At 73.3% G+C, this 23,259-nt stretch carries 20 protein-coding genes; 12 read left to right on the top strand and 8 right to left on the bottom strand.

Going from position 1 to position 23,259, the window contains the following annotated elements; translation table 11 throughout:
* Positions 1–98 precede the first annotated feature (98 nt).
* The 4 genes from K7C98_RS14130 to K7C98_RS14115 all read right to left on the bottom strand — a co-directional run bounded on the left by K7C98_RS14130 (position 99) and on the right by K7C98_RS14115 (position 3,611).
* Complete coding sequence (locus K7C98_RS14130; protein ID WP_224192165.1) at positions 99–875, bottom strand: hypothetical protein; 777 nt, start codon at positions 873–875, stop codon at positions 99–101.
* Between the two features lie 23 nt (positions 876–898).
* Complete coding sequence (locus tag K7C98_RS14125; RefSeq protein WP_224192164.1) at positions 899–1,138, bottom strand: hypothetical protein; 240 nt, start codon at positions 1,136–1,138, stop codon at positions 899–901.
* A gap of 138 nt (positions 1,139–1,276) precedes the next feature.
* Positions 1,277–2,899 (bottom strand): DUF4215 domain-containing protein, encoded by a 1,623-nt coding sequence (locus tag K7C98_RS14120; RefSeq protein ID WP_224192163.1) that lies wholly within the window; start codon positions 2,897–2,899, stop codon positions 1,277–1,279.
* A gap of 163 nt (positions 2,900–3,062) precedes the next feature.
* Complete coding sequence (locus K7C98_RS14115; protein WP_224192162.1) at positions 3,063–3,611, bottom strand: hypothetical protein; 549 nt, start codon at positions 3,609–3,611, stop codon at positions 3,063–3,065.
* Between the two features lie 50 nt (positions 3,612–3,661).
* Between K7C98_RS14115 and K7C98_RS14110 the strand changes: the two genes are divergently transcribed.
* The 3 genes from K7C98_RS14110 to K7C98_RS14100 are packed head-to-tail and all read left to right on the top strand — an operon-like array spanning position 3,662 to position 6,546.
* Complete coding sequence (locus K7C98_RS14110; protein WP_224192161.1) at positions 3,662–4,558, top strand: LysR family transcriptional regulator; 897 nt, start codon at positions 3,662–3,664, stop codon at positions 4,556–4,558.
* A gap of 47 nt (positions 4,559–4,605) precedes the next feature.
* Positions 4,606–6,081 carry a flavin-containing monooxygenase gene (locus tag K7C98_RS14105; RefSeq protein ID WP_224192160.1) on the top strand — a complete coding sequence of 492 codons (1,476 nt, stop codon included), beginning with the start codon at positions 4,606–4,608 and terminating at the stop codon, positions 6,079–6,081.
* Positions 6,082–6,126: 45 nt separating this feature from the next.
* Positions 6,127–6,546, top strand: a complete 420-nt coding sequence (locus K7C98_RS14100; protein ID WP_224192159.1) for a VOC family protein — start codon at positions 6,127–6,129, stop codon at positions 6,544–6,546.
* 83 nt (positions 6,547–6,629) lie between these two features.
* On the opposite strand, the gene K7C98_RS14095 is transcribed toward K7C98_RS14100, so the two are convergent.
* Positions 6,630–8,441, bottom strand: coding sequence for a DUF2330 domain-containing protein (locus K7C98_RS14095; protein WP_224192158.1), 1,812 nt, complete (start codon positions 8,439–8,441; stop codon positions 6,630–6,632).
* Positions 8,442–8,727: 286 nt separating this feature from the next.
* Positions 8,728–10,746, bottom strand: a complete 2,019-nt coding sequence (locus tag K7C98_RS14090) for a tetratricopeptide repeat protein (protein ID WP_224192157.1) — start codon at positions 10,744–10,746, stop codon at positions 8,728–8,730.
* Between the two features lie 57 nt (positions 10,747–10,803).
* Between K7C98_RS14090 and K7C98_RS14085 the strand changes: the two genes are divergently transcribed.
* Positions 10,804–12,417, top strand: coding sequence for a hypothetical protein (locus K7C98_RS14085; RefSeq protein ID WP_224192156.1), 1,614 nt, complete (start codon positions 10,804–10,806; stop codon positions 12,415–12,417).
* A gap of 89 nt (positions 12,418–12,506) precedes the next feature.
* Here K7C98_RS14085 and K7C98_RS14080 read toward each other — a convergent pair whose 3' ends face one another.
* Complete coding sequence (locus K7C98_RS14080; RefSeq protein ID WP_224192155.1) at positions 12,507–12,908, bottom strand: hypothetical protein; 402 nt, start codon at positions 12,906–12,908, stop codon at positions 12,507–12,509.
* A 7-nt stretch (positions 12,909–12,915) separates the two neighbouring features.
* On the bottom strand, positions 12,916–13,533 hold the full coding sequence (gene rpsD / locus K7C98_RS14075; protein WP_224192154.1) for a 30S ribosomal protein S4: 618 nt from the start codon (positions 13,531–13,533) through the stop codon (positions 12,916–12,918).
* Between the two features lie 186 nt (positions 13,534–13,719).
* Here rpsD and K7C98_RS14070 point away from each other — a divergent pair, with 186 nt between their 5' ends.
* The 8 genes from K7C98_RS14070 to K7C98_RS14035 all read left to right on the top strand — a co-directional run bounded on the left by K7C98_RS14070 (position 13,720) and on the right by K7C98_RS14035 (position 23,238).
* On the top strand, positions 13,720–14,622 hold the full coding sequence (locus K7C98_RS14070; protein ID WP_224192153.1) for a heme/hemin ABC transporter substrate-binding protein: 903 nt from the start codon (positions 13,720–13,722) through the stop codon (positions 14,620–14,622).
* A gap of 298 nt (positions 14,623–14,920) precedes the next feature.
* Complete coding sequence (locus tag K7C98_RS14065) at positions 14,921–15,952, top strand: FecCD family ABC transporter permease (RefSeq protein ID WP_224192152.1); 1,032 nt, start codon at positions 14,921–14,923, stop codon at positions 15,950–15,952.
* Positions 15,953–16,088: 136 nt separating this feature from the next.
* Complete coding sequence (locus K7C98_RS14060; protein WP_224192151.1) at positions 16,089–16,898, top strand: heme ABC transporter ATP-binding protein; 810 nt, start codon at positions 16,089–16,091, stop codon at positions 16,896–16,898.
* A gap of 18 nt (positions 16,899–16,916) precedes the next feature.
* Positions 16,917–17,753, top strand: a complete 837-nt coding sequence (locus tag K7C98_RS14055) for an HmuY family protein (RefSeq protein ID WP_224192150.1) — start codon at positions 16,917–16,919, stop codon at positions 17,751–17,753.
* Positions 17,750–19,210 carry an MXAN_6640 family putative metalloprotease gene (locus K7C98_RS14050; protein WP_224192149.1) on the top strand — a complete coding sequence of 487 codons (1,461 nt, stop codon included), beginning with the start codon at positions 17,750–17,752 and terminating at the stop codon, positions 19,208–19,210. The genes K7C98_RS14055 and K7C98_RS14050 overlap by 4 nt, the downstream gene beginning before the upstream one ends.
* Positions 19,211–19,680: 470 nt before the next feature.
* Complete coding sequence (locus K7C98_RS14045; protein ID WP_224192148.1) at positions 19,681–20,568, top strand: hypothetical protein; 888 nt, start codon at positions 19,681–19,683, stop codon at positions 20,566–20,568.
* Positions 20,569–20,631: 63 nt separating this feature from the next.
* The gene (locus K7C98_RS14040) at positions 20,632–22,656 is read left to right on the top strand and encodes a RecQ family ATP-dependent DNA helicase (protein ID WP_224192147.1); all 2,025 of its coding nucleotides are present in this window, start codon (positions 20,632–20,634) and stop codon (positions 22,654–22,656) included.
* 282 nt (positions 22,657–22,938) lie between these two features.
* On the top strand, positions 22,939–23,238 hold the full coding sequence (locus tag K7C98_RS14035) for a GIY-YIG nuclease family protein (RefSeq protein ID WP_224192146.1): 300 nt from the start codon (positions 22,939–22,941) through the stop codon (positions 23,236–23,238).
* Positions 23,239–23,259 lie beyond the last annotated feature (21 nt).

The raw sequence follows: 23,259 nt of genomic DNA, 5'->3' as shown, positions 1-23,259 counted from the left end.
CGGCCAGGCCACCGCGTACGAGCGACCTGAGCACTGGGCTCAACCTGTCCATTCAGCCAGGTTGAGCCGATGCCCGCCACCTGTCCTTCAAGACAGGCTCACTTGCGCTTCGCCTCCGGCTTGCCCTTGTCCTCCGGCTTCTTGTCGTCGGCGGCCTTGCCGTCGGCGCCCTTGTTCTCCGGGGCCTTGCCCTCGGCGCCCTTGTCCTCGGGTCCCTTGCCGTCCGGCGGCCCCTTGCCCTCGGGTCCTCTGTCACTCGCGGCCTTGCCCTCCGCGGCGGCGCCCTCCGGCCCTCTGTCGTCGGACCCCTTGCCGTCCGGCGGTCCCTTGCCGTCCGGCGGTCCCTTGCCGTCCGGCGGCCCCTTGCCGTCCGGCGGCCCCTTGCCCTCGTCCGGAGCCCCGGCCTCGGCCGGTCCCTTGCCGTCCGGCGGCCCTTTGCCGTCCGGCGGCCCCTTGCCGTCACCCTTGGCCTTGCCCTTGCCGCGCGCCGCGTGCTCCTCGCGGATCGCCGCCGCGAGATCACGCCCGCGCAGGCCGGCGTCGAGCTTCGACTGCACGAACGCGCCGAAGTTGTCGACCGGCCCGTGCTCGCGGGTCGCCTTGGCCGCCTCCTCGAGCAGCTCCGCCGCATCGTCGGCGCGCACCTTCTTGTCCTTCGCCGCCTTCAAGCCGGCCTTGACCTCGGCCTCGCCCGCGCCGGCCTTGCGCAGCTCCTGGGCCTTCAGCGGCAGCGCGAGCGCGCCGCGGATCCGCTCGTTGGGGGTGCGGCGATCGCCGGCGGCGTCGCTCGCCTCGCTCGCGGGTGCGGCCGCGTGAGCGACGAGCGGCGCGGCGCCGAGGCCGAGCGCGAGTGTGTAGATGATCCACTGTCGCATGGGATTGTCTCCTCGGTTCGCCATCACTTCTGCACGCCAGCCTCGAATTGCCCCGCCATCGCGGGATCGCCGGCGATCTCGTACATCAAGTCTTCCCACTGCTCGACCGTCAGCTTGTGCTCGCCGAGGATCTTCTCCGCCTCGTCCGGCTTGGCGCGGATCTCCTTGGCGATCGCTATGGCTTGCTCGACCTTACCGCCGCTCGCAGCGCCGCCGCAGGCGACCGTGAGGGCGAGAAGAACGGGAACGAATGCGCGTATCATGTCGGGTCCTCGCGCTTGAGACCGCTCCGCTCGCGCGCGTTCCAAGGGCGACGCCCCCGTCGTCGCGTCTCGCCCTCATCCGCGGGGGCCTCGTCCCTCGCCCGCGTCGACGGTCGTCCGCATGCGTGCAGGCTGGAACTACTGCGGCACGATCGGCACGCAGCAGCCGGTCAGGCAGAACTCGAGCGGTTCGCACTCGCTCGTGTCGACGCAGGCCGTGACGCCCGGCTCGCACGTCGGCATCCCGCCGCACTCGGGCGGCAGGTCGTCGACGTCCTGGCCGAAGCACAGCTCGCACTGCTCCGGCTCGCACGCGTTGGAGCACTGCGGGAAGAACGTGCAGCTGTTGCACGCCGCCAGGTTGCCGAGCGAGCACGCCGGGTTCGAGTTGAGATAGACGTACTGGTCGCCGACGAGGCAGCAGCCGAAGCAGTCGCAGCCGTTCGGGACCAGCGGCACGCACACGTCGAGGCACTGCGGCGGGACCTTCGCCGTACACATGTTCAGGTTCGGGTCGAAGCCGCAGCCGATGTCCGCGCCCGGGTTCTGCGTGTCGCACTTGAGGTTCCACTCGCACTGGTCGTTGCCGACGCCGCTGTCCGAGTCCCAGTAGCAGTCGGACTTGCAGTCGAGGTTCTGCCCCGGCAGGCTGGTCTGGAACGACCCCTCGTCCTCGTCGCACGGCGTCGTGCACTCCGGGTCGTCGAGGTCGGTCTTGCCGTCGCCGTCGTCGTCGAGGCCGTTGCCGCACTTGTACAGCTTGTTGCCGCACTTCAGCTCCGCGTGGCAGGTCGCGCTGCAGCCGTCTGCGCCGACGACGTTGCCGTCGTCGCAGGTCTCGTTCGGGCCGTCGAGGCCGTCGCCGCACACGTCGAGCTCGCAGTCGTCGTGGCACTGCTTGTCGTCGCCGTTGTTCGCCCCGTCGTCGCACGCCTCGCCGGGGCCCTGATCGCCGTCGCCGCACACGTTGTTCAGGCAGCTGGCGAGGCACGCCTGGTTCGGGCCGTTGTTCGGCCCCGCGTCGCACTGCTCGACCCCCGCGTGCACCAGCCCGTCGCCGCAGCTCGCCGTCTGACAGCCCGCCGTGCACGCGCCCGCGTCCGAGTTGCCGCCGCCCTCGTCGCAGGTCTCGCCCGCCTGCACGATCGCGTCGCCGCAGACCGCCGGCGTGCAGGCCCCCGTGCACGCGTCGGTGTCGACATCGTTGCCGTCGTCGCACGCCTCGCCGTCCTGCACGATGCCGTCGCCGCAGCTCGCCAGAGCGCACTTGCCGGTGCAGTCGTCGCCGTCGTCGAGGTTGCCGTCGTCACAGCCCTCACCCGGGCCCTGGTCGCCGTCGCCGCACACATTGCTCTTGCAATTCGCCAGGCACGCCTGCCCGGGTCCGTTGCCGCCGCCGGCGTCGCACTCCTCGCCCGCCTGGACGACACCGTCGCCGCAGCTCGCCGGCTCGCAGAGGTGGTTGCAGGCGTCGTCGGGGACGAGGTTGCCGTCGTCGCACGCTTCGCCCGGCTGGATCACACCGTCGCCGCACTCCGCCGGACCGGGCTCCGTCGTCCCCGTCGACGCGTCCTCGCCGGTGGTCCCGGTCGTCGTCGGACCGGTCGTCGCCTCCGTCGTCGCGGTCGACGTCGGCGTCGGCGAGCTCGTCGCTTCGGCGGTCGTCGTCGCCGGCGACGAACTCGTCGTCGTCGATTCGACGGCGGCAGTGTCGGTGTCGGAAGAGGTATTCGAGCCCCCTCCGCAGGCCAACAGGAGCACACTGGATACGATACAGGCGGACGAAATTCCTCGAACCATCGAGCTTCTGACAGCGCATGTGCCGGCAATTTCCGCCTCGCGAACACGTTCAGTTCGCGGCGCGGCCACCGCCGATCGCTCGAGCGCAAAAGAACATGTCCTCACGGACAGATACGGTTTCGCCTCACGCCTCGAGCCCGAGCACCGCCCGGCCGAGTTCGTGGGCGGCGCGCGTCGCCTCGAGGCTGTCCGGCGTCGCCAGCGAGCGGAATGCGCGCTCATGGAAGCGCTCTTGCGGCAAGATCCGCGCGAACACCTCGCGGATGCCGGCAGGCGCCGCCGGGTCGCCGGCGATCGCCTCGATCCGCGCGAGCCGCATCCGCTCCGCGTGAGCCCCCACCGCGCAGCCCGTCTCGAGGTCGGCGATGCCCGGGAGCGTCTGCTTCCAGTAGCGCGCCTCGGCGGCGCCGACCGCCGCGGGCGCGAACCCGCGGGCCTGCAGCAGCTCGCCGACCCACGCCGCGTGGCTGCGCTCCTGCTCCGCGATCACCGTGAGCAGACGGTGGGCCCGGGTGCCCGGCTGCGCGTGAGCGTCGCGCAGGTCGAGGATCCGCCCGGCGGCCGTGACCTCGCCGCGGTACTGCGCGAACAGCCAGGCGACCAGGCGCGCGGGGTCGGTCTTGATCTCGGCCCACCAGGTGGCCGAACTGCGGGGAGCGGCGGCGAGGTGCATGCCGCCAAGGTGGCCCCGCGAGCTATCGGCGTCGACTAGAATGATGCGATATGTCATCGGTTGTACCGATACTCGACGGCGAGCTCCTGCGCGCGTTCGTGGCCTTCGCCGACGCGCTCAACTTCACCCGCGCGGCCCAGGTCGTCGGTCTGTCGCAGCCCGCCATGTTCGAGCGGATCGCCCGCCTCGCCGACGAGGTCGGCGCCGCGCTGTACGAGCGCGAGGGCCGGCAGCTGCGCCTCACCGAGGCCGGCGTGCGCGTGGCGGCGTTCGCCCGCGAGGAGCTGGCGCGCACGCACAGCTTCCTCGCCGAGCTGCGCGGCGAGGCCCGGCGCGAGCGCGTCGTCCTGGCCGCGGGCGAGGGCGCCTACCTCTACCTGCTCGGCCCGGCCGTGCGCGCCTTCCTGCGCGACGAGCCCGACGTGACCCTGTGCCCGCTCACCCGCGGAGGACCGGACGCGGTCGAGGCCGTGCGCGAGGGCGCGGCCCACCTCGCCGTGGGTGTCGTCGACCTCGTGCCCGAGGACCTCGTCGCCCGCGACCTCGTGCGCACGCCGCTGTGCGCCGCGATGGCGGCCACGCATCGCCTGGCTCGCCGTCGCAGCCTGCGGCTCGCCGATCTCGCCGGCGAGCGCCTCGTCCTCGCCCCGCCCGGGCAGTCGCACCGCGACTTCGTCGGTCGCGCCCTGTCCGGCCTGCCCGGCCACGCGGCGCCGCCGATCGAGGCCGACGGCTGGCCCTTGATGCTGCAGCTCGCCGGACTCGGCCTCGGCGTCGCCATCGTCAACGGCATCTGCAGCCTGCCGCGCGGGGCCGTGGCCCGCCCCGTCCGCGAGCTCGGCCAGGTGACGTACCGCGTCATGTGGCGGCGCGGCGCCAGCTTGCCGCCCGCGGCATCGCGGCTGCGCGACCGGATCCTCGCCGCCGAGGTCCGCGCCGCGACGTAGCGCCGCGACGCCTCGCCCGCAGCTCGCCGCGCGGTATATTGCGCCCGATGTCCGAGCCCGTTGCCACCAGCCCGCGCGCCGTCGACGTGGTGATCGTCGGCGCCGGTTTCTCCGGCCTGTGCATGGCGATCCAGCTGCGCCGCGTCGGCATCCGCGAATTCGTGGTGCTCGAGAAGGCCGACCGCGTCGGCGGCACCTGGCGCGACAACACCTATCCCGGGGCCGCCTGCGACATCCCCTCGCACCTCTACTCGTACTCGTTCGAGCAGAACCCCGGCTGGACCCGCGCCTTCCCGCTGCAGACGGAGATCCAGAGCTACCTCGAGCGCTGCGCCGACAAGTACGACGTCCGCCGGCACATCCGCTTCGGCGCCGAGGTCGAGGCCGCCGAGTTCGACGCCGCCGCCGGTCGCTGGCGCGTGCGCACGACGTCGGGCGAGTCCTTCAATGCGCGCGCCCTCGTGCTCGGCAACGGCGCCCTGCACCTGCCCGCCTACCCCGACCTCGCGGGCCGCGACAGCTTCACCGGCACCACCTTTCACTCGGCCCGCTGGAACCACGACTATGACATGTCCCAAAAGACAGTCGCGGTCATCGGCACCGGCGCCAGCGCGATCCAGTTCGTGCCGCAGATCGCCCCGCGGGTGCGGCGGCTCTACCTGTTCCAGCGCACCCCCGCGTGGATCGTGCCCAAGCCCGACCACCCGATCGGCGGGGTCGCGCGCCGCGTGTACGCTCGCGTCCCCGCGCTCCAGCGGCTGGTGCGCAACGGCCTCTACTGGCAGCACGAGGCGCGCGCGTTCGCCTTCCTGCGGCCCAGGCTCATGCGCTTCGTCGAGCCGCTCGCGCGCAGGCACCTGGCGAGCCAGGTGCCCGACCCCGAGCTGCGCGCGCGCCTGTCGCCTGACTACCGCATGGGCTGCAAGCGGATCCTGATCTCCAACGACTTCTACCCGGCGATGACGCGGCCCAACGTCGAGCTCGTCACCGACCCCATCGAGGGCGTCGAGCCGACCGGCGTGCGCACGCGGGACGGCGTCCTGCGCCCGGTCGACGCCATCATCTTCGGCACCGGCTTCCGTGCCACCGACTACCTGTCGGCCCTGCGGATCGTCGGCAGCGGCGGCGTCGAGCTCAACGAGCACTGGCGCGGCACCCCCGAGACCTACCTCGGGATCACCGTGTCCGGCTTCCCCAACCTCTATCTCCTCATGGGCCCCGGCACCGGCCTCGGGCACAACTCGATGATCTTCATGATCGAGGCCCAGGTCCGCTACGCCCTGCAGTGCATCCTGGCCCTGCGAGACCGCGGCCTGCGTGCGCTCGACGTCCGCCCCGACGTCCAGAGCGCCTTCGCCGGCGAGCTCTACGAGCAGCTCGGACGCACCGTGTGGTCCAGCGGCTGCAAGAGCTGGTATCAGACCGCCGACGGTCGAGCCGCCGCGCTGTGGCCTGGCTTTACGGTCAGCTACTGGTTGCGCACCCGTCAGCTCGACCTCCGCGACTACCAGCCCGTCGCCTAGCGCCGCGCGATGTTGCACGCCGCGAGTGATCGGGTACGGTTCGGCATGCAGCTCCATCGCGGCAGACTCATCGATCACGTCCAGCTCGTCGTCGCCGACCTCGCCGCCGCCAAGCGGTTCTACACCGCGGTGCTCGGCGCCCTCGAGATCCCCGTGGGAGGCGAGGCCCCCACCCACGTGTGGTTCGACGAACTGTTCATCTCCACCCGCGACAGCCGCGAGGCCGCCGGCCAGCTGACGGGGCGCGTCCACCTCGGGTTCCAGGCCACCAGCCGCGACGCCGTCGACCGCTTCTACGCCGCCGGCCTCGAGGCGGGCGGCCGCGACAACGGCCAGCCCGGCGAGCGCCCCTACCACCCCGGCTACTACGCCGCGTTCCTCCTCGACCCCGAGGGCAACAACGTCGAGGCCGTCCACCACGGACCGGCCAAGGCCTCGGCCCGCTCGATCGTCATCGACTTCTGAGCCGGTCCGCGAGGACATGCCCGTTCAGGCATGTCCTCGGCGACAGGTGCGAAAGGACATGCCCCTTCGCACCTGTCGCAGCGCTAGCGCCGGCGCCGGCGGGCCGCCAGCAGCCCGAGGCCGGCCAGCGCGAGCACGCCCGCGCCGCCGCTCCCCTCGCTGCGACAGCCGCAGCCGCTGGCGTCGTCTTGCCCGCCGCTCGTGGCCGAGTCCGGGCCATCGCTGCCCGTACCGGTGTCGGTGTCGCTGTCGCTCGCGCTGGTCGTCGGCGCGTCGTCGGGGAAGCGCGGCCAGCCGTGCGCCAGGTTCCACTCCTCGATCTTCTTGTTGATCGCGGCCGTGTTGTTGACCAGGTGCATCGGCTTGCCCTTGAGGGCCACCTGCTGGATCTCCTCGGCCCACCACATCTCGCCGATGAAGTCCGGCCACGGCGCGCCGTTGGGCACGAAGATCTCGCGGGTGTCGGGCAGCGTGACCACGCTGTTGCCGTCGCACAGGTTGTACTCGGTGGCCGGGCGGAAGCTGTCGACGTCCCCCAGGTCCGGGTTGATGTGGAAGATCGGGTCCGCGATCATCTCGTTCGGCGAGATGACGGTGTACATGCGCGTCAGGTACTCGTAGCTGTCGATCAGCTCCTGCGCGTGCACGCCGGGCGCGATGATGCGGTCGTTCAGCGCGGTGGAGAAGCCGCTGCCGTCGCCCCACAGCATCAGATCGATCTGGTCGACGTACGCGGCCAGGTTGCCGTAGAACTCCTCCGGCGCGACGCCGTCGGGCGGCGGCAGGAAGTCGGCCAGGATGCCCTCGATCAGCGGGTGGTTGTAGAAGCAGAACCCCGGCTCCCAGCAGCTCGTCAGGCCCTGGTTGTTGAGCGTGTCGATCACCGACTGCGGCTCGAGCCCGACGAACACCGCCTCGTTCCACGACGGGTTGAACACGTTGAACGAGAACTGCTGCAGCACCGCCGACGGGCCGGCGTACTCGGTCACGAACGCGAGGCCGTCGGCCTGCAGCTCGTCGACCGCCTTGGTGATGACCTCCTTGTAGTTGGCCGCGAAGTTCAGCCAGTCGATCTTGAGCGGGTTGACCAGCACGTGGCGGTAGTTGCTCGGCGCCGCGCGGGCGTTGCCGAGCAGGAACACGCGGATGTCCATGTTCTCGACCGACGCGAAGCGCGTGAGGCGGAGCGGGAAGCAGTTCTCGTTCGACGGGTAGCGCAGCACGATCGGGTGCACGTCGCCCTCGTCGGCCCCCGACGCCAGCTTGAGCGCGACGATCTTCTGGCCCTCGTCGAGGTACTGCTGCAGCACCTCGTCCGAGCCCTCGATCCACTGGAAGTCGTTGTCGAGCAGCCACGTCTTGATCGGATCGATGTTGGCGCCCTCGAGCACCACGATCTCGAACGCGCCCGCGACCGTCTTGAGCAGCACCGGATCCTCGCCGCCGTCGGTGTCGGCGCCGCTGGTCGACCCGCCGGCGTCGGTGCCCGCCCCCGGATCGCCGTTGGAGCCCGACGACAGCCCGCCGGAGATGCCGTCCTCGCCGCACTGCTCGAAGGTCTGGTTGAGCTGGTAGACCGGCACCGACGACTGCAGCAGCGCGTCGAACAGCGGCTGCGAGCCGACCTCGAACTCGGGGACCTCCTGGATCGGGATCAGCCACGCGAACTTCTGCGCGTTGGTGTCGGGGTCGATGCTGATCTGGATGTGGACCTCGACCTCGTTCTGATTGAGGACGAAGAGCACGTTCTCGCCGTCCTGGTTGACGGGCATCGAGTTGGGGATCCCGCCGTCGCACGCCGTACCGCCGCACGCCTCGGCGGTCTGGGGCAGCGCCAGGGTCCACGCCGCGCCGAGGACCGCACACAGACTCGTAACTTTATTAAGGACTCGCATTGGTTGGTTCTCCGGTTCAAAAGGCCTGCTGGCCGTCGCCCCGCCGGGCCTCACTGTCAGTCTCACGCCCGCCGGCGTGCGGACAAGTTTCGGTAGCCACAAGGCTAAAACCACTTCGCGCCGGGGCACCACTGCCCCGGCCGCCCCTCGCTCACGACATCCGTGGCGAAACGGCGTTGCGCCTGGAGCCGCGGCGGCCGGCGAACGTGCGACGACGCGCGGTCGGACAGCTCCGACACGCGCGTCGTCAGGCTCGGCCACGCGGGCCGCCGAACTGCGATTCCGGCTAGTTCTGGCGCTGCCGCGGCGGCGGCAGGCTGTCGAGGATCCGCTTGAACTCCGGGTGGTCCGGGATCATCTGCAGCGCCGCGGTGCAGACCTGGCGCGACTCCTCGAACATGTTGGCGTCGCGCATCGCCGAGGCGAGGTTGACGACCGGCTCGATCTCGCGCGGGTTGATCGCCACGACCGCGCGCAGGTGCTCCACGGCCTCGCGCGCGCGGCCCTGCTTGCGCAGGATCGCCGCCATGAGGTTGCGGATCTCGGCGTCGTTGGGGCGCAGGCGGACGGCGTCGTTGAGGTGCGACAGCGCCGAGGCGTCGCCCTCGCTGTCGCGCACGGCCAGCGCCAGCATCAGGTGCGGCTGCCAGTAACGCGGGTCGCGGCCGATCATCTCGCGCAGGAACTTGGCCGCCGCGAGGTGCTTCTGCGGGTCGCCGGAGCGCACGTAGTCGATCGCCTGGTCGTAGCGGTCCTCGAAGTTGTCGACGTCGAGGGTGAGGATCGCGCGGCGGGCGAACGCGTCGTCGTCGAGGCTGCGGCGCTGCAGCTTGAGGATCGCGTCGAGGTACGGGCGCGCGCGCGACGGCTCGTCGCCCTCGAGGTACATGCTGGCGACGTAGCGCAGCACGGTCGCGTTCTCGGCGTGCTTCTCGGCGGCGCGGAGCATCAGCACCGTCGCCTTCTCGAGCTTCTCCTCCTCGTGGAGGTCGAGCAGGATGTCGAGCGTGCTCTTGGCGATCGTCGGCTGCTCGATCGCCTGGGCCAGCAGGGCCAGCGCCTCGTCGCGGTCCTCCTGGATCTTCTTCGGGTCCTCCTCGGTGGTCTCCCACAGCACGTTGGCGAGGTCGCCGTAGGCGCTGGGGACCTTGCCCTCCTCGACGGCGCGGCGGAGGAACGGCTCGGCCTCGTCGAACTGGTCGTTCTCGATCAGCAGGCTGCCGAGCTGGGCCATGACCATGGGCCCCTCGTTGCCGTTCTCGACTGCGAACTGGGCCACCTTGAGCGCGTTCTCGAGGTCGCCGGCGGCGCGCAGGGTGTCGACGAAGCCGGCCGCGACCGCGGCGTTCTGCGGCCCGAGGTTGATGGCCTGCTGGAACGCCTGCACCGCCGACCCGAGGTCGCCGACGCGGCGCAGCACCAGCGCGAGGTGGTGCCACGCGCCCTGGTCGGTCTTGCGCTTCTGCGCCGCGATCGACAGCGCCTGCACCGACAGCGGGATCGCGGCCTGGTCGGGCTGGCCGGCGATGAGGATGTCGGTCATCGCGTGCAGCGCCTGCATCGTCACGTCCATCTCGGGCGCGCGGCCGAGCGCGTCCATCAGGGGCGAGAGCAGCTGGTCGGACGTGGTCGGCACGCAGCGGCCCTGCAGCGCGCTGAGGTTGCCGAGGCCGACCAGGAACGAGATGATCGCCTGCACGTTGGCGGTGCCGAACGCGTCCTGCCAGGTCTGCTTCTCGACCGACTTGCCGAGCGCCGCGGCGATCTTCTGCGTCAGCACGAACACCTCGCCGGGCAGCTGCTCGGCGGTGGTCTCGGCGGTGAAGGTGTCGACGGTCTCGAGCGCGGGCCCGGGCTTCACGGCCACCAGGCGGGCGGTGAGCGTGACCTTCTCCTCCTGCGCGAACATGTCGGTGGCCAGGCCGAACTTGGCGTTGGCGAACCGGTTGATGCCCTCGAGCGCGCGCTCGTCGGTCCACGGCTCGCGGAAGATCATCAGCGCCGGGGCGCGGCGGCCGTTCTGCTCCTGGATCGCCGTGAACACCGGCGCCGCGGCCTTGACCCCGGCCTCGGCCAGCTCCTGGGCCCAGAAGCGCTGGATGCCCATGCCGAGCGGCGCGCCCTTGCCCTCGTTGGTGCACGAGACCGGCAGCGTGACGAGCTCGATCGCCTGGGCGGCCTCCTGGATCTCCTCGGCCGAGGCTGCGCCCTCCTCGTCCTCGTCGCCCTCGTCGAACATCAGCTCGCCGGGCTCGAGGTCGCCTTCGGTATCGTCGTAATCAGGGTCTTTGGGGTCGCCGGACATGAGGCGCGAAGCCTGCCAAACCCGCATCGGGCGCGCAAGGCTGCTACCCTGGGGGTGGTGGCCGCGGCGACACCAGGCGGGGGAGTGAAGTCACAAGCGGCGACCCCGTACGCGCGCCCGGACGAGGACCTGCGCGGAGGGCCGCAAAGCTGGCGGGCCCGAGCGGGCGGGACGGCCCTGATCCTCGCGCTGCTGGTCGCCTGCGGCCCGCCCACGGTCGACGCGCGCGCCGTGTGGATCGCGTCGCAGCGCGACAAGGGGGGCGCCCGCACCCTGACGATCTACGACGCCGGCCGCCTCGTCGAGCGCGAGCTGCTGCCCGCCGATCCGGGCCCCGAAGCCGAGGTGCTGCCCCTCGTCGTCGAGCTCGATCCGCGCGGTCAAGGCGCGCTGGTCCGCGCCGCCGACGGCGGCTGGCAACATGAACTCGGGGACAGCTTCGGCTCGCTCCGCGCCGGCTACGTCGACCTCGCGGGCGAGCGCACCCTGCCGCTCGCGCTGCCCGCCGGCCTCGCCCCCGACGCCGCCGGCTTCGCCCCCGCCGGCGGGGCGCTGTGGTGGACCGCCGGCTGCCCGGCCGCGCTCGAGCTGGTCCCGCTGAGCCCGCGCGTCGCCACCCCGAGCGCGAGCGACACCGGCGCCGTCGTGCCGCTCGCCTGGCCGCTGCCGGTCGGCTGCGCCGAGGTCTGGGGGGCCGTCGGCGCCGCCGACGCGCCGGTCGTGTTCGCCGTACAAGGTGTCCCGGAGAACGGGGTTTTACGGCCAGGTCCGGGAGGACATGTCCTTGCGCTCAGGTACCCTCGGCCAGCTCACGGCTACGACGCCGTCCCCGCGCTGACCGCCCTCGGCGAGGCGCGCCTGCCCGACGCGCCGCTGCTGCGGCTGCCGCGGGCCCGCTGCGCCGGCCCCGGCCCCAGCTGCGGCCTCGCCGTGGTCGACCCCGACGGCCGCACCCTGAGCCTCGCCGGCGCCGGCGCCTGCGACGTGTGGCGCTGGGTCGCCGGCGAGCCGGCGTTCGCGTGCGCCGTGCCGGCGGGCGCGGCGTGGCACAACGCCGACCGCCTGATCGCCGCGATCTCCCCGCGCCACTACGTCTTCCGCGAGGGCCTGGTGATCCGCCGCTACGACCTCGCCACCGGCGAGCACGTCGGTCGCCCGCTGATCGGCGACACCAGCGAGCTGTTCACCCGCACCAGCGTCGACGGCCGCGCCGTGCTGTTCGCCACCACCCGCGGCGCCGCCCTGCGCGTCGACGAGGCCGGCCTCGAGCTGCTCAGCGCCGAGCAGGCCCCGTGCGCCGGCGCCCAGCCGCCGGTCGCCTCGCCGAACGCCCGCTACCTCGCCTGGACCTGCGTCACCGACGGCGGCGCCGATGTCGGCGGCCTGGTCGCCGGCGAGATCGTGCGCGTCTCGTCGGCCGGCATGGAGCGCTTTCAGGGCGTGCCGATGTGGGCCCTGGCGATCGACGACGACGGCGACCTCCTGCTCCACAGCCGCGACGACCAGGAGTTCAGCCTCGAGCTGCTGCTCCCCCCGACCGCGCCGCGCAACCTCTACGTGCTCTCGGCCGACGGCGAGCTCGCCCGCGTCGACGCGCTCGAGCCCGACCCCGAGCTCATGCGAGGCATGGGCCCGTCGGTCTACCGCTGGATCGCCGCCCAGGCCACCTGAAGCGCGTGTCCCCGGCAGCATGTTCGATCGAACATGCTGCAGAAAGCATGTCCTTCCGAACATGTCCTCTCAGCTCGCCGGCGCCGGCCTCAGTGCTGCCACGGCCCGCGGGCGGGCGCCTCGATCGGCGTGGTCGCCTCGGCGCGGCCGAGCGCGTGGCCGCGGTGGAACGCGTCGTCGATCAGCAGCGCCAGGCGCAGCGCGTCCTCGGTGAAGCTGGCCAGCACGTCCGCGGGCACCCCGAGCGCCTGCGCGCGGGCGAACTTCCGCAGCAGCCGGCGCGCCCGGGGCGGCAGGCCGGAGGGTGCCGTCGCCACGCCGGCGATCGTCGCCAGCACCGCGCGCAGCACGTCGGGTGTCACCCCGTCGGCGACCAGGTCCCAGGCGGCGGCCTCGATCCGCTGCAGCTGCTCGGCCGCCAGGGCGTCGAGGCCGCAGCGGCGGACGATCAGCGCCATCAGCGAGTTGTCGGGGGTCGGCGTGCGCGGCATGGGACTCCTAGAAGAAGCGGGCGTAGTACTCGACGACCAGCTGGACATCGAGCTCGAAGGGGGCTCCGTCGCCGCGCGGGCTGCCGACCATCTTCGCCCGGCGATGGGCCGGGTCGCACTCGAGCCAGGCGGGCACGGGGATCCGCGCCGGCTGGGCCACGGAGCGCTGGACGATGTCGAGGTCGTGGCTGCGCGGGCGCAGCGTGATCTCGGCGCCGGTGCGCACGCGGAACGAGGCGATGTCGACCCGGCGTCCGTCGACGCGGATGTGCCCGTGGGTCACGAGCTGCCGCGCCGCCGGGATCGTCGGCGCCAGCCCGGCGCGGAACACCACGTTGTCGAGCCGGCGCTCGAGGTATTCGAGCAGCACCTCGCCCGTCACCCCGCGCGCCGCGATCGCCTCGGCGAACAGCCGCCGCATCTGCCGCTCGGTGACCCCGTAGTTGAAGCAGAGCTTCTGCTTCTCCGCGAGCTGCATGCCGTAGGCCGAGGGCCGCTTGCGCCGCGCCTGCCCGTGCTGCCCCGGGGGATAGGGTCGCTTCTCGCGCGACTTGGCGGTCAGCCCCGGGAGGTCGACGTCGAGGCGGCGGAGGATGCGGAGACGAGGTCCGGTGTAACGACTCATGGTGCGCTTCCGAGCGAGGATTATATTGATAACAATTTTCAAAATCAAATGTCAAGCCCATCTCCCGGGCTGTGCGGGCGGTTCCGCCAACCACCGCCGAGAAATTAACTTTGATTCGCATTTTCAATTCATGCTAGCCACGATCCTGGACCGCGCGCCGCGCGATGTCATCGGCCTGGATCCGCAATGCGCCCCTCGACCGCCCTCCGCTCGCTCGCCCTCGCCGTCGCCCTCGCGTCGTCCGCCTGTGCTGGCCCTTCGGACAGACCCGCCGGCGCCGCCGAAGTCACCGCCCCGCGGCGCATCGTCACCCTCGGCGGCCCCGTGACCGAGGCCGTGTTCGCGCTCGGGGCCGGCGACCGCGTCGTCGGCGTCGACCTCTCGAGCGTGTACCCCGAGAGCGCGGCCGCCCTGCCCCGCGTCGGCTACTACCGCCAGTTCTCCGCCGAGGGCGTGCTCGGCCTGCGCCCCGACCTCGTGATCGCCAGCGACGCGGCCGGACCGACCACCGCGCTCGAGCAGCTGCGCGCCGCCGGCGTCCACCTCGAGCGGCTCCCGGCCGGCGAGGACCTCGACGCCGCGCGCGGCAACATCACCCGGATCGCCGCCGCGATCGGCCGGCCGGACGCGGCGGCCGCGGTGCTGGCCGACCTCGACGCCGAGCTGGCCGAGGTCGACCGCCTGCGCGCCCGCGCCACCTCGCGCCCGCGCGTCCTGTTCGTCTACGCCCGTGGACCCGGGCGCCTCCTGGTCGCCGGCCGCGACACCGGCGGCGCCGAACTCGTGCGCCTCGCCGCCGCCGACAACGCCGGCGACGCCCTCACCGGCATGAAGCCGTGGAGCGCCGAGGCGGTCGTCGCCGCCGCGCCCGACGTCGTCGTCCTGCCCACGCGCGGCCTCGAGAGCCTCGGCGGCGTCCCCGGTCTGCTGGCCCTCCCCGGCCTCGCCGAGACCCCTGCGGGCCGCGACCGGCGGGTCGTCGCCGTCGACGACCTCAAGCTCCTCGGCTTCGGCCCCCGCGTCGGCCAGGGCCTGCGCGAGCTCGTCCTCGCCCTCCACCCCGAAGTCCGCCCCGGAGCCGACCCGTGACACCTGTCCTTCGGGGCATGTCCTCCCGCGCAGCTCACGCGCGCCTCTCCGCAAGCGCCAAGGGGCATGTCCTCCGCGCCAGTTCCGCCGCACGCCCGCGCAGCACGCCGGCTCCGCGGTCCGGCTCGCGCGCCCAGGTCCTCCCCACCCGCCGCACGACACCTGTCCCACGGGGCATGTCCCGCCGATCCGGTCGGCCGGTCTCGCTCGCCCGCATGCCACCTGTCTGCCGGGGCATGTCCTGCGCGCCAGCCCCGCGCCTCCGGGAGGTCGCCGCATGACACCTGTCCCCCAGGGCATGTCCCGCCGATCCGACCGCCGCGTGCGCTCGGTCCTGGCCGTCCTGGTCGCCCTGGTCGTCCTCGGCTTCTCGCTCGAGCTGGCCGTCGGCGCGGCGGCCCTCGATCTCCCGCGCGCCGTCGCCTGCCTGGTCGCGCCCGACCCCGCCTGCGACCCGGGCGACCGCTACATCCTCCTCGTCCTGCGCCTCCCGCGGGCCCTCGGCGCCATGGTCGTCGGGGCCGGCCTCGCCGTCGCCGGCGCGGCCATGCAGGGCCTCTTCCGCAACCCGCTCGCCGACCCCGGCCTCGTCGGCGTCAGCAGCGGCGCCGCTCTCGGAGCCGCCCTGGCGATCGCCCTCGACAGGGCCCTGCCGGCCGTGCCCGGCGAGTTCGCCCAGCCCGCCCTCGCCTTCGCCGGCGGCCTTTTGGCCACCTGGATCGTCCACACCCTCGCGCGCGTGCGCGGCCAGACCTCGGTGGTCGGCCTGCTGCTCGCCGGCATCGCCGTCAGCGCCCTCGCCGGCGCCACCATCGGCCTGCTCGGCTACCTCGCCGACGACCGCCAGCTGCGCGATCTCAGCCTGTGGCTCCTGGGCGGCCTCGGCGGCCTCACCCGCCCCGTCGTCCTCGTCCTCGTCCCGCTCGTCGGCCTCGCCGGAGCCCTGTTGTGGCGCCGGGCCCGCGACCTCGACGCCCTCCTCCTCGGCGAGGCCGAGGCCTTCCACCTCGGCGTCGACGTCGAGCGCCTGCGCCGCCGCGTCATCGCCGAGGTCGCCCTCGCCGTCGGCGTCTGCGTCGCCTTCACCGGCATCATCGGCTTCGTCGGCCTGATCGTCCCGCACCTCCTGCGCGGCCTCGTCGGTCCGCGGCACCGGCTCCTCGTCCCTGCCGCGGCCCTCGGCGGCGCCGCCCTCCTCCTGTTCGCCGACGCCGCCGCCCGCACGATCCTCGCCCCCGCCGAGCTGCCCGTCGGGATCCTGACCTCCCTCCTCGGCGCCCCCGTGTTCCTCGCCCTGCTCGCCCGGGCGCGCCCCACGGAGGCCCCATGATCATCACGATAAACACATTCATATCCATTTCTTACGTATCATTCTCAAAAGAATCACTCGAATCGAAGCGATCTCGCCCCGCCGCCCCATCACCTGTCCCGAGAGACATCCCCTCTCGCGCTCGTGCGGAGGTCGCATGAGCCTCGTCGCCGAGCGTGTCTGCGTCGACCTGCGGGGCGCCGTCCTGCTGCGCGACCTCTCGCTCGCCGCCGAGTGCGCGCGCGTGCTCGCCATCGTCGGTCCGAGCGGGGCCGGCAAGTCGACCCTCCTGCGCGTGTGGTCGGGCGAGCAGGCGTTCGACCGCGGCGCGGTCCGCTTCGAAGGCTGCCCGATCGACCGGCTCCCCCCGACGGCCCTCGCCCGCATGCGGGCCGTCCTGCCGCAGCAGACCGCCCTGCGCTTCCCCCTGCGCGCGCTCGAGGTCGCCCTCCTCGGCCGGCTCCCGCACCCCGGGCGCGGCGAGACCCGACGCGACCGCGACATCGCCTGGGCCGCGCTCGAGCTGGCCGAGGTCGCCCACCTCGCCGAGCGCCTCGCCCCGACCCTCTCCGGCGGCGAGCAGCAGCGCGTCCAGCTCGCCCGCGTGCTCGCCCAGATCTGGGAGCCGACCGTCGAGCACCCGCGCCGCTACCTCCTCCTCGACGAACCGACCGCCAACCTCGACCCCGGCCACGCCGTGCGGATCATGGGCCGCCTGCGCCGGTTCGCCCGCGCCACCGACACCGCCCTCGTCCTCGTCGTCCACGACCTCGGCGCCGCCAGCCAGTGCGCCGACGACCTCGCCCTGCTGCACGCCGGCCGCTGCGTCGCCCACGGCGCCCCCGCCGAGGTCCTCACCCCCGACCGCCTCGAAGCCTGCTTCGGCGCCCGCTTCGACGTCGTCCCGGCCCCCTCGGGGATCGGCCTCGCCGTCCTGCCGCGCCCGCCCGACGACCTCCCCCCCTGACCCGAGAGACAGACTCACATGTCCCGTATCACCTGTTCGAAGATCCAGTTCGTCCTCTTCGCCATGCTCGCCGGCTGCGGTGACAACGGGACCGGCCTCGGCACCGACTCCGGCACGGCCGCCGATGCCGGCACGGCTGCCGCTCCCGGCACCGATGCCGATCCCGGCACCACCGGCGATGCCACCACCGAGCCGGCCGACCCGAACGCCTGCCCCCTCGTCGACGTCCCCTGCCTCGACGCCGCGATCCAGGACCTCTCCTTGCAGGACGACAGGGTCAGCGACGCCGAGGTCCGCAACGAACAGGACGGCGCCGACTGGCTCACGCGCCTCGACGCCTCCGCCGGCGGGACCATGGCCGCCGCGCAGAACCCCTGGGTCTACCTGCGCTTCACCGACGCCGGGCTTGAGCGCGTCGACCTCGACGACGTCGCCGCGAGCGAGAGCGGCGCCTGGGACATCGCCGCCAAGCGCTTCGGGATCCGCGTCAACAGCGGCGACTCCGGTCCCTCGTGCGTCGCCGTCGCCGCGCCCGCCGGTGATTACGCCGGCCTCGACGCCGCCCCGCCCGACGGCGAGTTCGCCACCGAGGACTACTACGACGACGCCTGCGCCATGATCGAGGACGGCTCCGGCCTGCCCGGCAGCCCCGCCTATCGCATGGCCGATTGGTGGGGTTACACCGGCTGCGTCACCACCACCGGCCTCCCCTTCGCCCTGCGCCTCGCCGACGGTCGGACCGTCAAGCTCGTCGTCGAGGCCTACTACGAGGAGGGTCAGGCCGCCTGCAACGACGGCGGCACCATGGGCACCGGTGCCGCGATCATGACCTGGCGCTGGAGCTTCCTCCCGTGACCCGCGAGCACCTGCGTGGGTGTACGCGGCTCGCCGGCGCGCTGCTGCTCGCATGGCTCGTCCCGGGCCGCGCCCGCGCCGAGCGGCCGACCGAGGGCGGCCTGTGGTCGTATGACCCAAAGGACATCCTCGCGACCTACGACCACCCCGACGCGCCGCTGCGCGTCCACTACAGCATCGGTGGACCGAGCGTCGTCCCGCTCGCCGACCTCGACGGCGACGGCGTCCCCGACTACGTCGCCCGCGTCGCCGACACCGCCGTCGCCGTGCTCGCGCGCTACCGCGACGACTACGATCTGCGAGCGCCGCGCAGCGAGGCCGAGCACGGCCTCGGCCCCCTCGGCGGCAGCGAGGCGCTCGACATCTACCTCGTCGACTTCGCCGGCGCCGCCGACGGTCACTTCGCGCACGACGCCTGCGACCCCGACGCCTGCGCCGGCCACCTCCTGCTCGAGAACGACTTCGCCGGCTACGCCTACGCCGACCACCTCGAGGCCATCGACACCGTCGTCAGCCACGAATTGTTCCACGCCGTCCAGGCCGCCTACCTCGTCGACCCGCCGGTGTGGTTCTCCGAGGGCACCGCCGTGTGGGCCGAGCGGGCGTATCGCCCCGACTCGCGCGACTTCCTGCGCTTTTGCGACGCCTACCTCGCCGACACCGGCCGCTCGCTGTACAGGCCGCCGGCCGGCCCCGTCCCCGCCTTCGCCTACGGCACCGCGCTGTGGTGGGACTTCCTGATCGACCGTCACGGGCCCGACCTCGTCGACGCTCTCCTCCTCGCCGCCGCCGCCCCCGATCTGCCAGCCGCTCTCGGCGACCTCCTGCGCGCCCGCGACGACGACCTGCGCCTCACCTGGCTCGAGTTCGCCGCCTGGAACCTCGCCACCGGGCCTCGCGCCGGCGCCCGCGACGGCCACGCCTTCGCCGCCGCGCTCACCGGCATCGTCGCCGAGCAGGAGGGCGACAGCCTCGCCGACGACGATCGCTTCTTCCCGCTCGCGGCCCGCTACTACCGCCTCGATCACTCCGGCGGCCCGCTGTGGTTCGCCCTCGCCGAGCCCGCACCCGGCCTCGAGTTCACCCTCCAGGCCGTCGCCGGAGGCCAATCCGACGGCCCCGTCGAGCCCGCGGCGCTCGCCTGGGACGGCGCCGATCCGACCCCGCGGCTCCTCGCCGAACTGCCCGCCGGCGGCTACTGGCTGGCCGTCGTCAACCCTGTCCTCGCGGACATGTCGATCCCCGCCCACCTGTGCGCCGCCGCCAGCCGCGACGCCCTCGCCTGCGCCGACCCGGCGCCCGAGCCGATGGCGACCACCACCGACGGCCCGCCCCCCGACACCGACGCCGGCGACGACCTGCCCCCCGACACCGATGCCTGCAACGGCTGCCGCGCCACCTCCCCCGCCTTCGCCTGGCTCCTCGTGCTGCTCCGCCGCCGCCGCCCGCGCCCGTGACTCCGCCCATCCCATGTCCCTTGCGACATGTCATCGCGCCCGGACAGACATGTCCTTTCCGACATGTCCAAAACTCGCATCGCCTCCGCCTCCACGCGTCGCCCGTGTCGCGCCGGCGCTGGCGATCGCCCGCGCCCGTCCAGCTACATGTCCCTTGCGACATGTCATCGCCCGACCCCTCTCCGCGCTCGCCCTCGCCTGCGCGCGCGCATCACCTCGGCCACGTGAATCACCCGCAGCTCCGCGGACCGGGTAGCTCGGCGCGATCGTCACCTGTCTTTCAGATCACGTCACGAAACCGGACCGCCCGCGTCCTCGCGGCACCTCACGCCCCCGCTGCGCCCCTGCCGCGGCTCCCTGCTCGGGCCCTCGCCTGCTCAGCCCGCCGGGATCGGCCTGGCGCTTGCAGCCGGCGGCCGTCCGGCGCACCCTGGTGGTGCGGCCCGCCCGCGCGACCTGTCCCGATGCACATGTCCCGACGAACTGCCGCCCTCGCGCTCCTCGCCGCGCAGCTGGCCTGCCGTCCCCCGCCGGCCGCCGCGCCCGAGCCGCGCGGTCAGCCGCCGCTGTTCGTCGCCACCTCCGACCGCCTCTACACCGCGGCCCCGCTCGGCGACGGTCTGGCCTACGTCCCGGTGACCGAGAAGTCGATCGCGCGCAAGCCCGGCAAGGTCTCGATCGCCATCAGCTACCCCGAGGTCGACCTGCCCGACGACGACCGCGAGCGCGAGCTGGCGGCGCTGATCCGCGAGGCCGCCATGCTCGACGTGTGGACCGACGAGCGCGTCGAGGGCAAGGTCGGCGCCGTCGAGGTCACCTGCGTCACCCCGCTCGCCACCACCGAGGTCGTCAGCCTCGTGTGCGAGCGCCTCGACGGCACCCTCGATCCCGCCGCCTTCACCAGCGACCCGACCGCCGCCGCGCCGGGCCCCGAGATCGTCGCGCGCAGCTTCGACGTGTCCGGCGCGCACGTCGTCCCGCTGACCTGGGAGGCCGTGTTGCTGCCCGCGGTGACACCGCGGCTCGTCGTCGCCACCGCGCTCGCCGGCGCCGACGAGGCCACCCGCGACGCCTGGCTCGCGGGCCAGTGCGCTGCGGGCGACCCCGGCTTCAGCGTGTTCGTCTCCGGCGTCGACATCTGGCCCGACCGGCGCAGCCCCGAGTGCCCGCAGCTCACCCTCGATCGCCAGCGGATCGCCGCGTTTGCGATCCCCAACGGCACCCTCGCCCGCGTCTTCCGGCTCGGCGCCCCGGCCGAGCCGGTCCCCGATCCCGCCGCCGAGCAGGTCCCCGACTCCGCAGCGGCTCCTGCGGTCGAGCCGGCCCCTGATCCGGCCGCCGAGCCCGCCGCGCGCTGAACCGGCCGGCGTCCGCGCGATCGTGCTTGCGCGCGTGCGCGCGAGCGCCCACCCTGTCCGCCCGTGACCTCTCCCGGCGCCCACGAGCACGACGTCCCGCTTCGGCCTGGTGGCCCCGCGGCCGCGCGCCCCGACGCCGGCCCCGACTTCGCCGCCGCCCTGCAGCGCCTCGGCTACCAGTCCTTTCGACCAGGTCAGGCCGAGGCCATCGAGGTCCTGATGCAGCGGCGGCGGCTGCTGCTCGTCGCGCCCACCGGCGGCGGCAAGAGCCTCACCTTCCAGCTGCCGGCCAGCGCCTTGCCGGGCACCACCATCGTCCTCTCGCCGCTGATCGCCCTCATGGCCGACCAGGTGCGCGCGCTCGAGGCCCGCGGCGTCACGGCCACCTTCCTCGCCAGCACCTTGCCCGGCCCGGAGATCGGCGCCCGCCTCGGCGCCATGGCCCGCGGCCACTACAAGCTCGTCTACGTCGCCCCCGAGCGGCTCGGCGCGCCGGCCTTCCGCGAGATCTGCCGCAAGATCCCGATCCCTCTGATCGCTGTCGACGAGGCCCACTGCATCAGCGAGTGGGGCCACGACTTCCGCCCGGAGTACCTGCAGATCGGCGAGCTCCTGGCCGACCTCCCGCGCGCCCGCGTGCTCGCCTGCACCGCCACCGCCACCCCCGTGGTGCGCGACGAGATTTTGTCGCGCCTCGGCCTCCCGCCCGACACCCCGCAGATCGTCCGCGGCTTCGCCCGCCCCAACCTGGCCCTGCACGTCGCCGAGGAGGAGGACCGCCGCGCGCGCGAGCGCCTGATCGATCGCACGATCGAGGCCGCGCTCGGCCGCGGCCCCGGCGCCCGTCCTTCAGGACATGCCGCGGGGGACATGTCCCATGGGACAGCCATCATCTACGCCCCCACGCGCAAGGCCACCGAGCAGGAGTCGGTGCGCCTGGTCGCCCGCGGCTGGCGGGCCGAGGCCTACCACGCCGGCATGGAGGGCCCGCAGCGCGAGCAGGTGCAGGCCCGCTTCTCCCGCGGCGAGCTCGACGTCGTGGTCGCCACCAACGCCTTCGGCATGGGCATCGACCGCGCCGACGTGCGCGCCGTGATCCACCTGGCCCCGCCGGGCTCGATCGAGGCCTACTACCAGGAGGTCGGCCGCGCCGGCCGCGACGGCCTCGACGCGCTCGGCCTCCTGCTCATCGCCCCCGGCGACCTGCCGCTGCGGCGACGGCTGATCGAGCGCGGCGGCGGCGACGACAGCCCGCCCGCGCCCGCGGTCGTCGAGCACAAGTGGAACACCTTCCTCGAGCTGATGCGCTGGGCCGAGGGCGGCTCGTGCCGGCACGACGCGATCCTCCGCTACTTCGGCGACGAGGGCGAGGCGCTCGGCGGCTGCGGCCGCTGCGACGTGTGCCGCCAGCTCTCGGCCGACGCCGACGACGACCCCGAGGCCACCACCCTGATCGTCCGCAAGGCGCTCAGCGCGATCGCCCGGATCCACCGCCGCTTCGGCCTGCAGGCGGCAGTCAGCCTGCTGCGCGGCGCCGCCGACGAGCGCCTCGAGCGGACCGGCCTGGTCCACACCCCCACCTTCGGCGCCCTGCGCGAGCACGACGCCGCCTGGCTGCTGCGCCTGCTGCGTCGCTGCGTCGTCGCCGGCTGGGTCGACTTCACCGGCGACGACCGCCCCGTCGTCGTCCTGACCGACATCGGCCGCCGGGTCATGCGCGGCGAGCTGCCGGTCCGCCTGCTGCTCCCGCCGCGCGTTCGTCCTGCCTCCCGGGACATGCTTCCCGGGACAGGCTCCGCAGGACATGTCCCCAAAGCCAGTTCTCGCGCGCACGAGCCCGGCCGCGAGGAGCCCGTGCTCGACGCCGCCGCCCTCGCGCTGTTCGAGCGGCTCCGCGCCCACCGCATGCAGGTCGCCAGCCGGGACGGCGTCCCGCCCTACGTCGTCGCCAGCGACCGCAGCCTGCGCGACCTCGCGCTCCTGCGCCCCCGCACCCGCGACCAGCTGCTGCTGGCCCACGGGATCGGCCCGGCCAAGGCCGACAAGTACGGCGCCGGCCTGCTCGAGGTGATCGCCGGCGCCGGCTAGCGCCGCGACGGCGGCATTTCCAGAGGTCTCCGCGCGGAGCCGTCAAAATTTGCGAGGCGCGTAGATCGGTTCACGGCGTTCGCTGCCGGTGCGCGGCCTGCTTCGCCTCGCCCGGCGTGCCGTGCCCCCGCGCCTGCCGCCGCGGCGGTCCGTCGTCACGCCGCCAGGACGCGCCCTGTCTGCCCGGCCGCGCCCCGGCCCGCCCGGCACCCGTCGCACCTCCCTCGGGCGCGGCTCCCTCCGCCGGGCGCGCCGGGCGTTCGCGAGGTATCGTGCGCCTCCGTGGCCGAGCGGCGCTACACCGTCTACCTCCTCCGCTGCGCCGACGGCTCGCTCTACGCCGGCATCACCGACGACCTCGAGCGGCGCCTCCTCGCGCACAACGCCGGCAAGGGCGCCAAGTACACGCGCGCACGGCTGCCTGTGGTCGTCGCCTGGAAGCGCGGGCAGCAGCAGCCACGGGCCGCCCGACAGCTGGAGTACGCGCTCAAGGCTCTCCGGCGCGCCGACAAGGAGCGGCTCGTCGCCGGTGACCTGGCGCTGTGGCGCCGGCTGCGGCGGCTCGCCGTCACTCCTTTGTGAGCCGGCCTCTCCGTGTTACAA

It is taken from the genome of Nannocystis pusilla (assembly GCF_020073745.1).
In the GTDB taxonomy this organism is placed as follows: Bacteria; Myxococcota_A; Polyangia; order Nannocystales; family Nannocystaceae; genus Nannocystis; species Nannocystis radixulma.
The sequence above is the reverse complement of the archived record's forward strand: the minus strand, read 5'-3'. Positions and strand labels throughout refer to the sequence as shown.

Excerpts from the sequence above, each read along its gene's own strand:
- K7C98_RS14100 (WP_224192159.1), top strand. The coding sequence starts at position 6,127 with ATGCAGCTCCATCGCGGCAGACTCATCGATCACGTCCAGCTCGTCGTC.
- K7C98_RS14125 (WP_224192164.1), bottom strand. The coding sequence starts at position 1,138 with ATGATACGCGCATTCGTTCCCGTTCTTCTCGCCCTCACGGTCGCCTGC.
- K7C98_RS14090 (WP_224192157.1), bottom strand. The coding sequence starts at position 10,746 with ATGTCCGGCGACCCCAAAGACCCTGATTACGACGATACCGAAGGCGAC.
- K7C98_RS14130 (WP_224192165.1), bottom strand. The coding sequence starts at position 875 with ATGCGACAGTGGATCATCTACACACTCGCGCTCGGCCTCGGCGCCGCG.
- K7C98_RS14110 (WP_224192161.1), top strand. The coding sequence starts at position 3,662 with ATGTCATCGGTTGTACCGATACTCGACGGCGAGCTCCTGCGCGCGTTC.
- K7C98_RS14105 (WP_224192160.1), top strand. The coding sequence starts at position 4,606 with ATGTCCGAGCCCGTTGCCACCAGCCCGCGCGCCGTCGACGTGGTGATC.
- K7C98_RS14065 (WP_224192152.1), top strand. The coding sequence starts at position 14,921 with ATGTCCCGCCGATCCGACCGCCGCGTGCGCTCGGTCCTGGCCGTCCTG.
- K7C98_RS14055 (WP_224192150.1), top strand. The coding sequence starts at position 16,917 with ATGTCCCGTATCACCTGTTCGAAGATCCAGTTCGTCCTCTTCGCCATG.
- K7C98_RS14080 (WP_224192155.1), bottom strand. The coding sequence starts at position 12,908 with ATGCCGCGCACGCCGACCCCCGACAACTCGCTGATGGCGCTGATCGTC.
- K7C98_RS14045 (WP_224192148.1), top strand. The coding sequence starts at position 19,681 with ATGTCCCGACGAACTGCCGCCCTCGCGCTCCTCGCCGCGCAGCTGGCC.
- K7C98_RS14060 (WP_224192151.1), top strand. The coding sequence starts at position 16,089 with ATGAGCCTCGTCGCCGAGCGTGTCTGCGTCGACCTGCGGGGCGCCGTC.
- K7C98_RS14070 (WP_224192153.1), top strand. The coding sequence starts at position 13,720 with ATGCGCCCCTCGACCGCCCTCCGCTCGCTCGCCCTCGCCGTCGCCCTC.
- K7C98_RS14095 (WP_224192158.1), bottom strand. The coding sequence starts at position 8,441 with ATGCGAGTCCTTAATAAAGTTACGAGTCTGTGTGCGGTCCTCGGCGCG.
- rpsD (WP_224192154.1), bottom strand. The coding sequence starts at position 13,533 with ATGAGTCGTTACACCGGACCTCGTCTCCGCATCCTCCGCCGCCTCGAC.
- K7C98_RS14115 (WP_224192162.1), bottom strand. The coding sequence starts at position 3,611 with ATGCACCTCGCCGCCGCTCCCCGCAGTTCGGCCACCTGGTGGGCCGAG.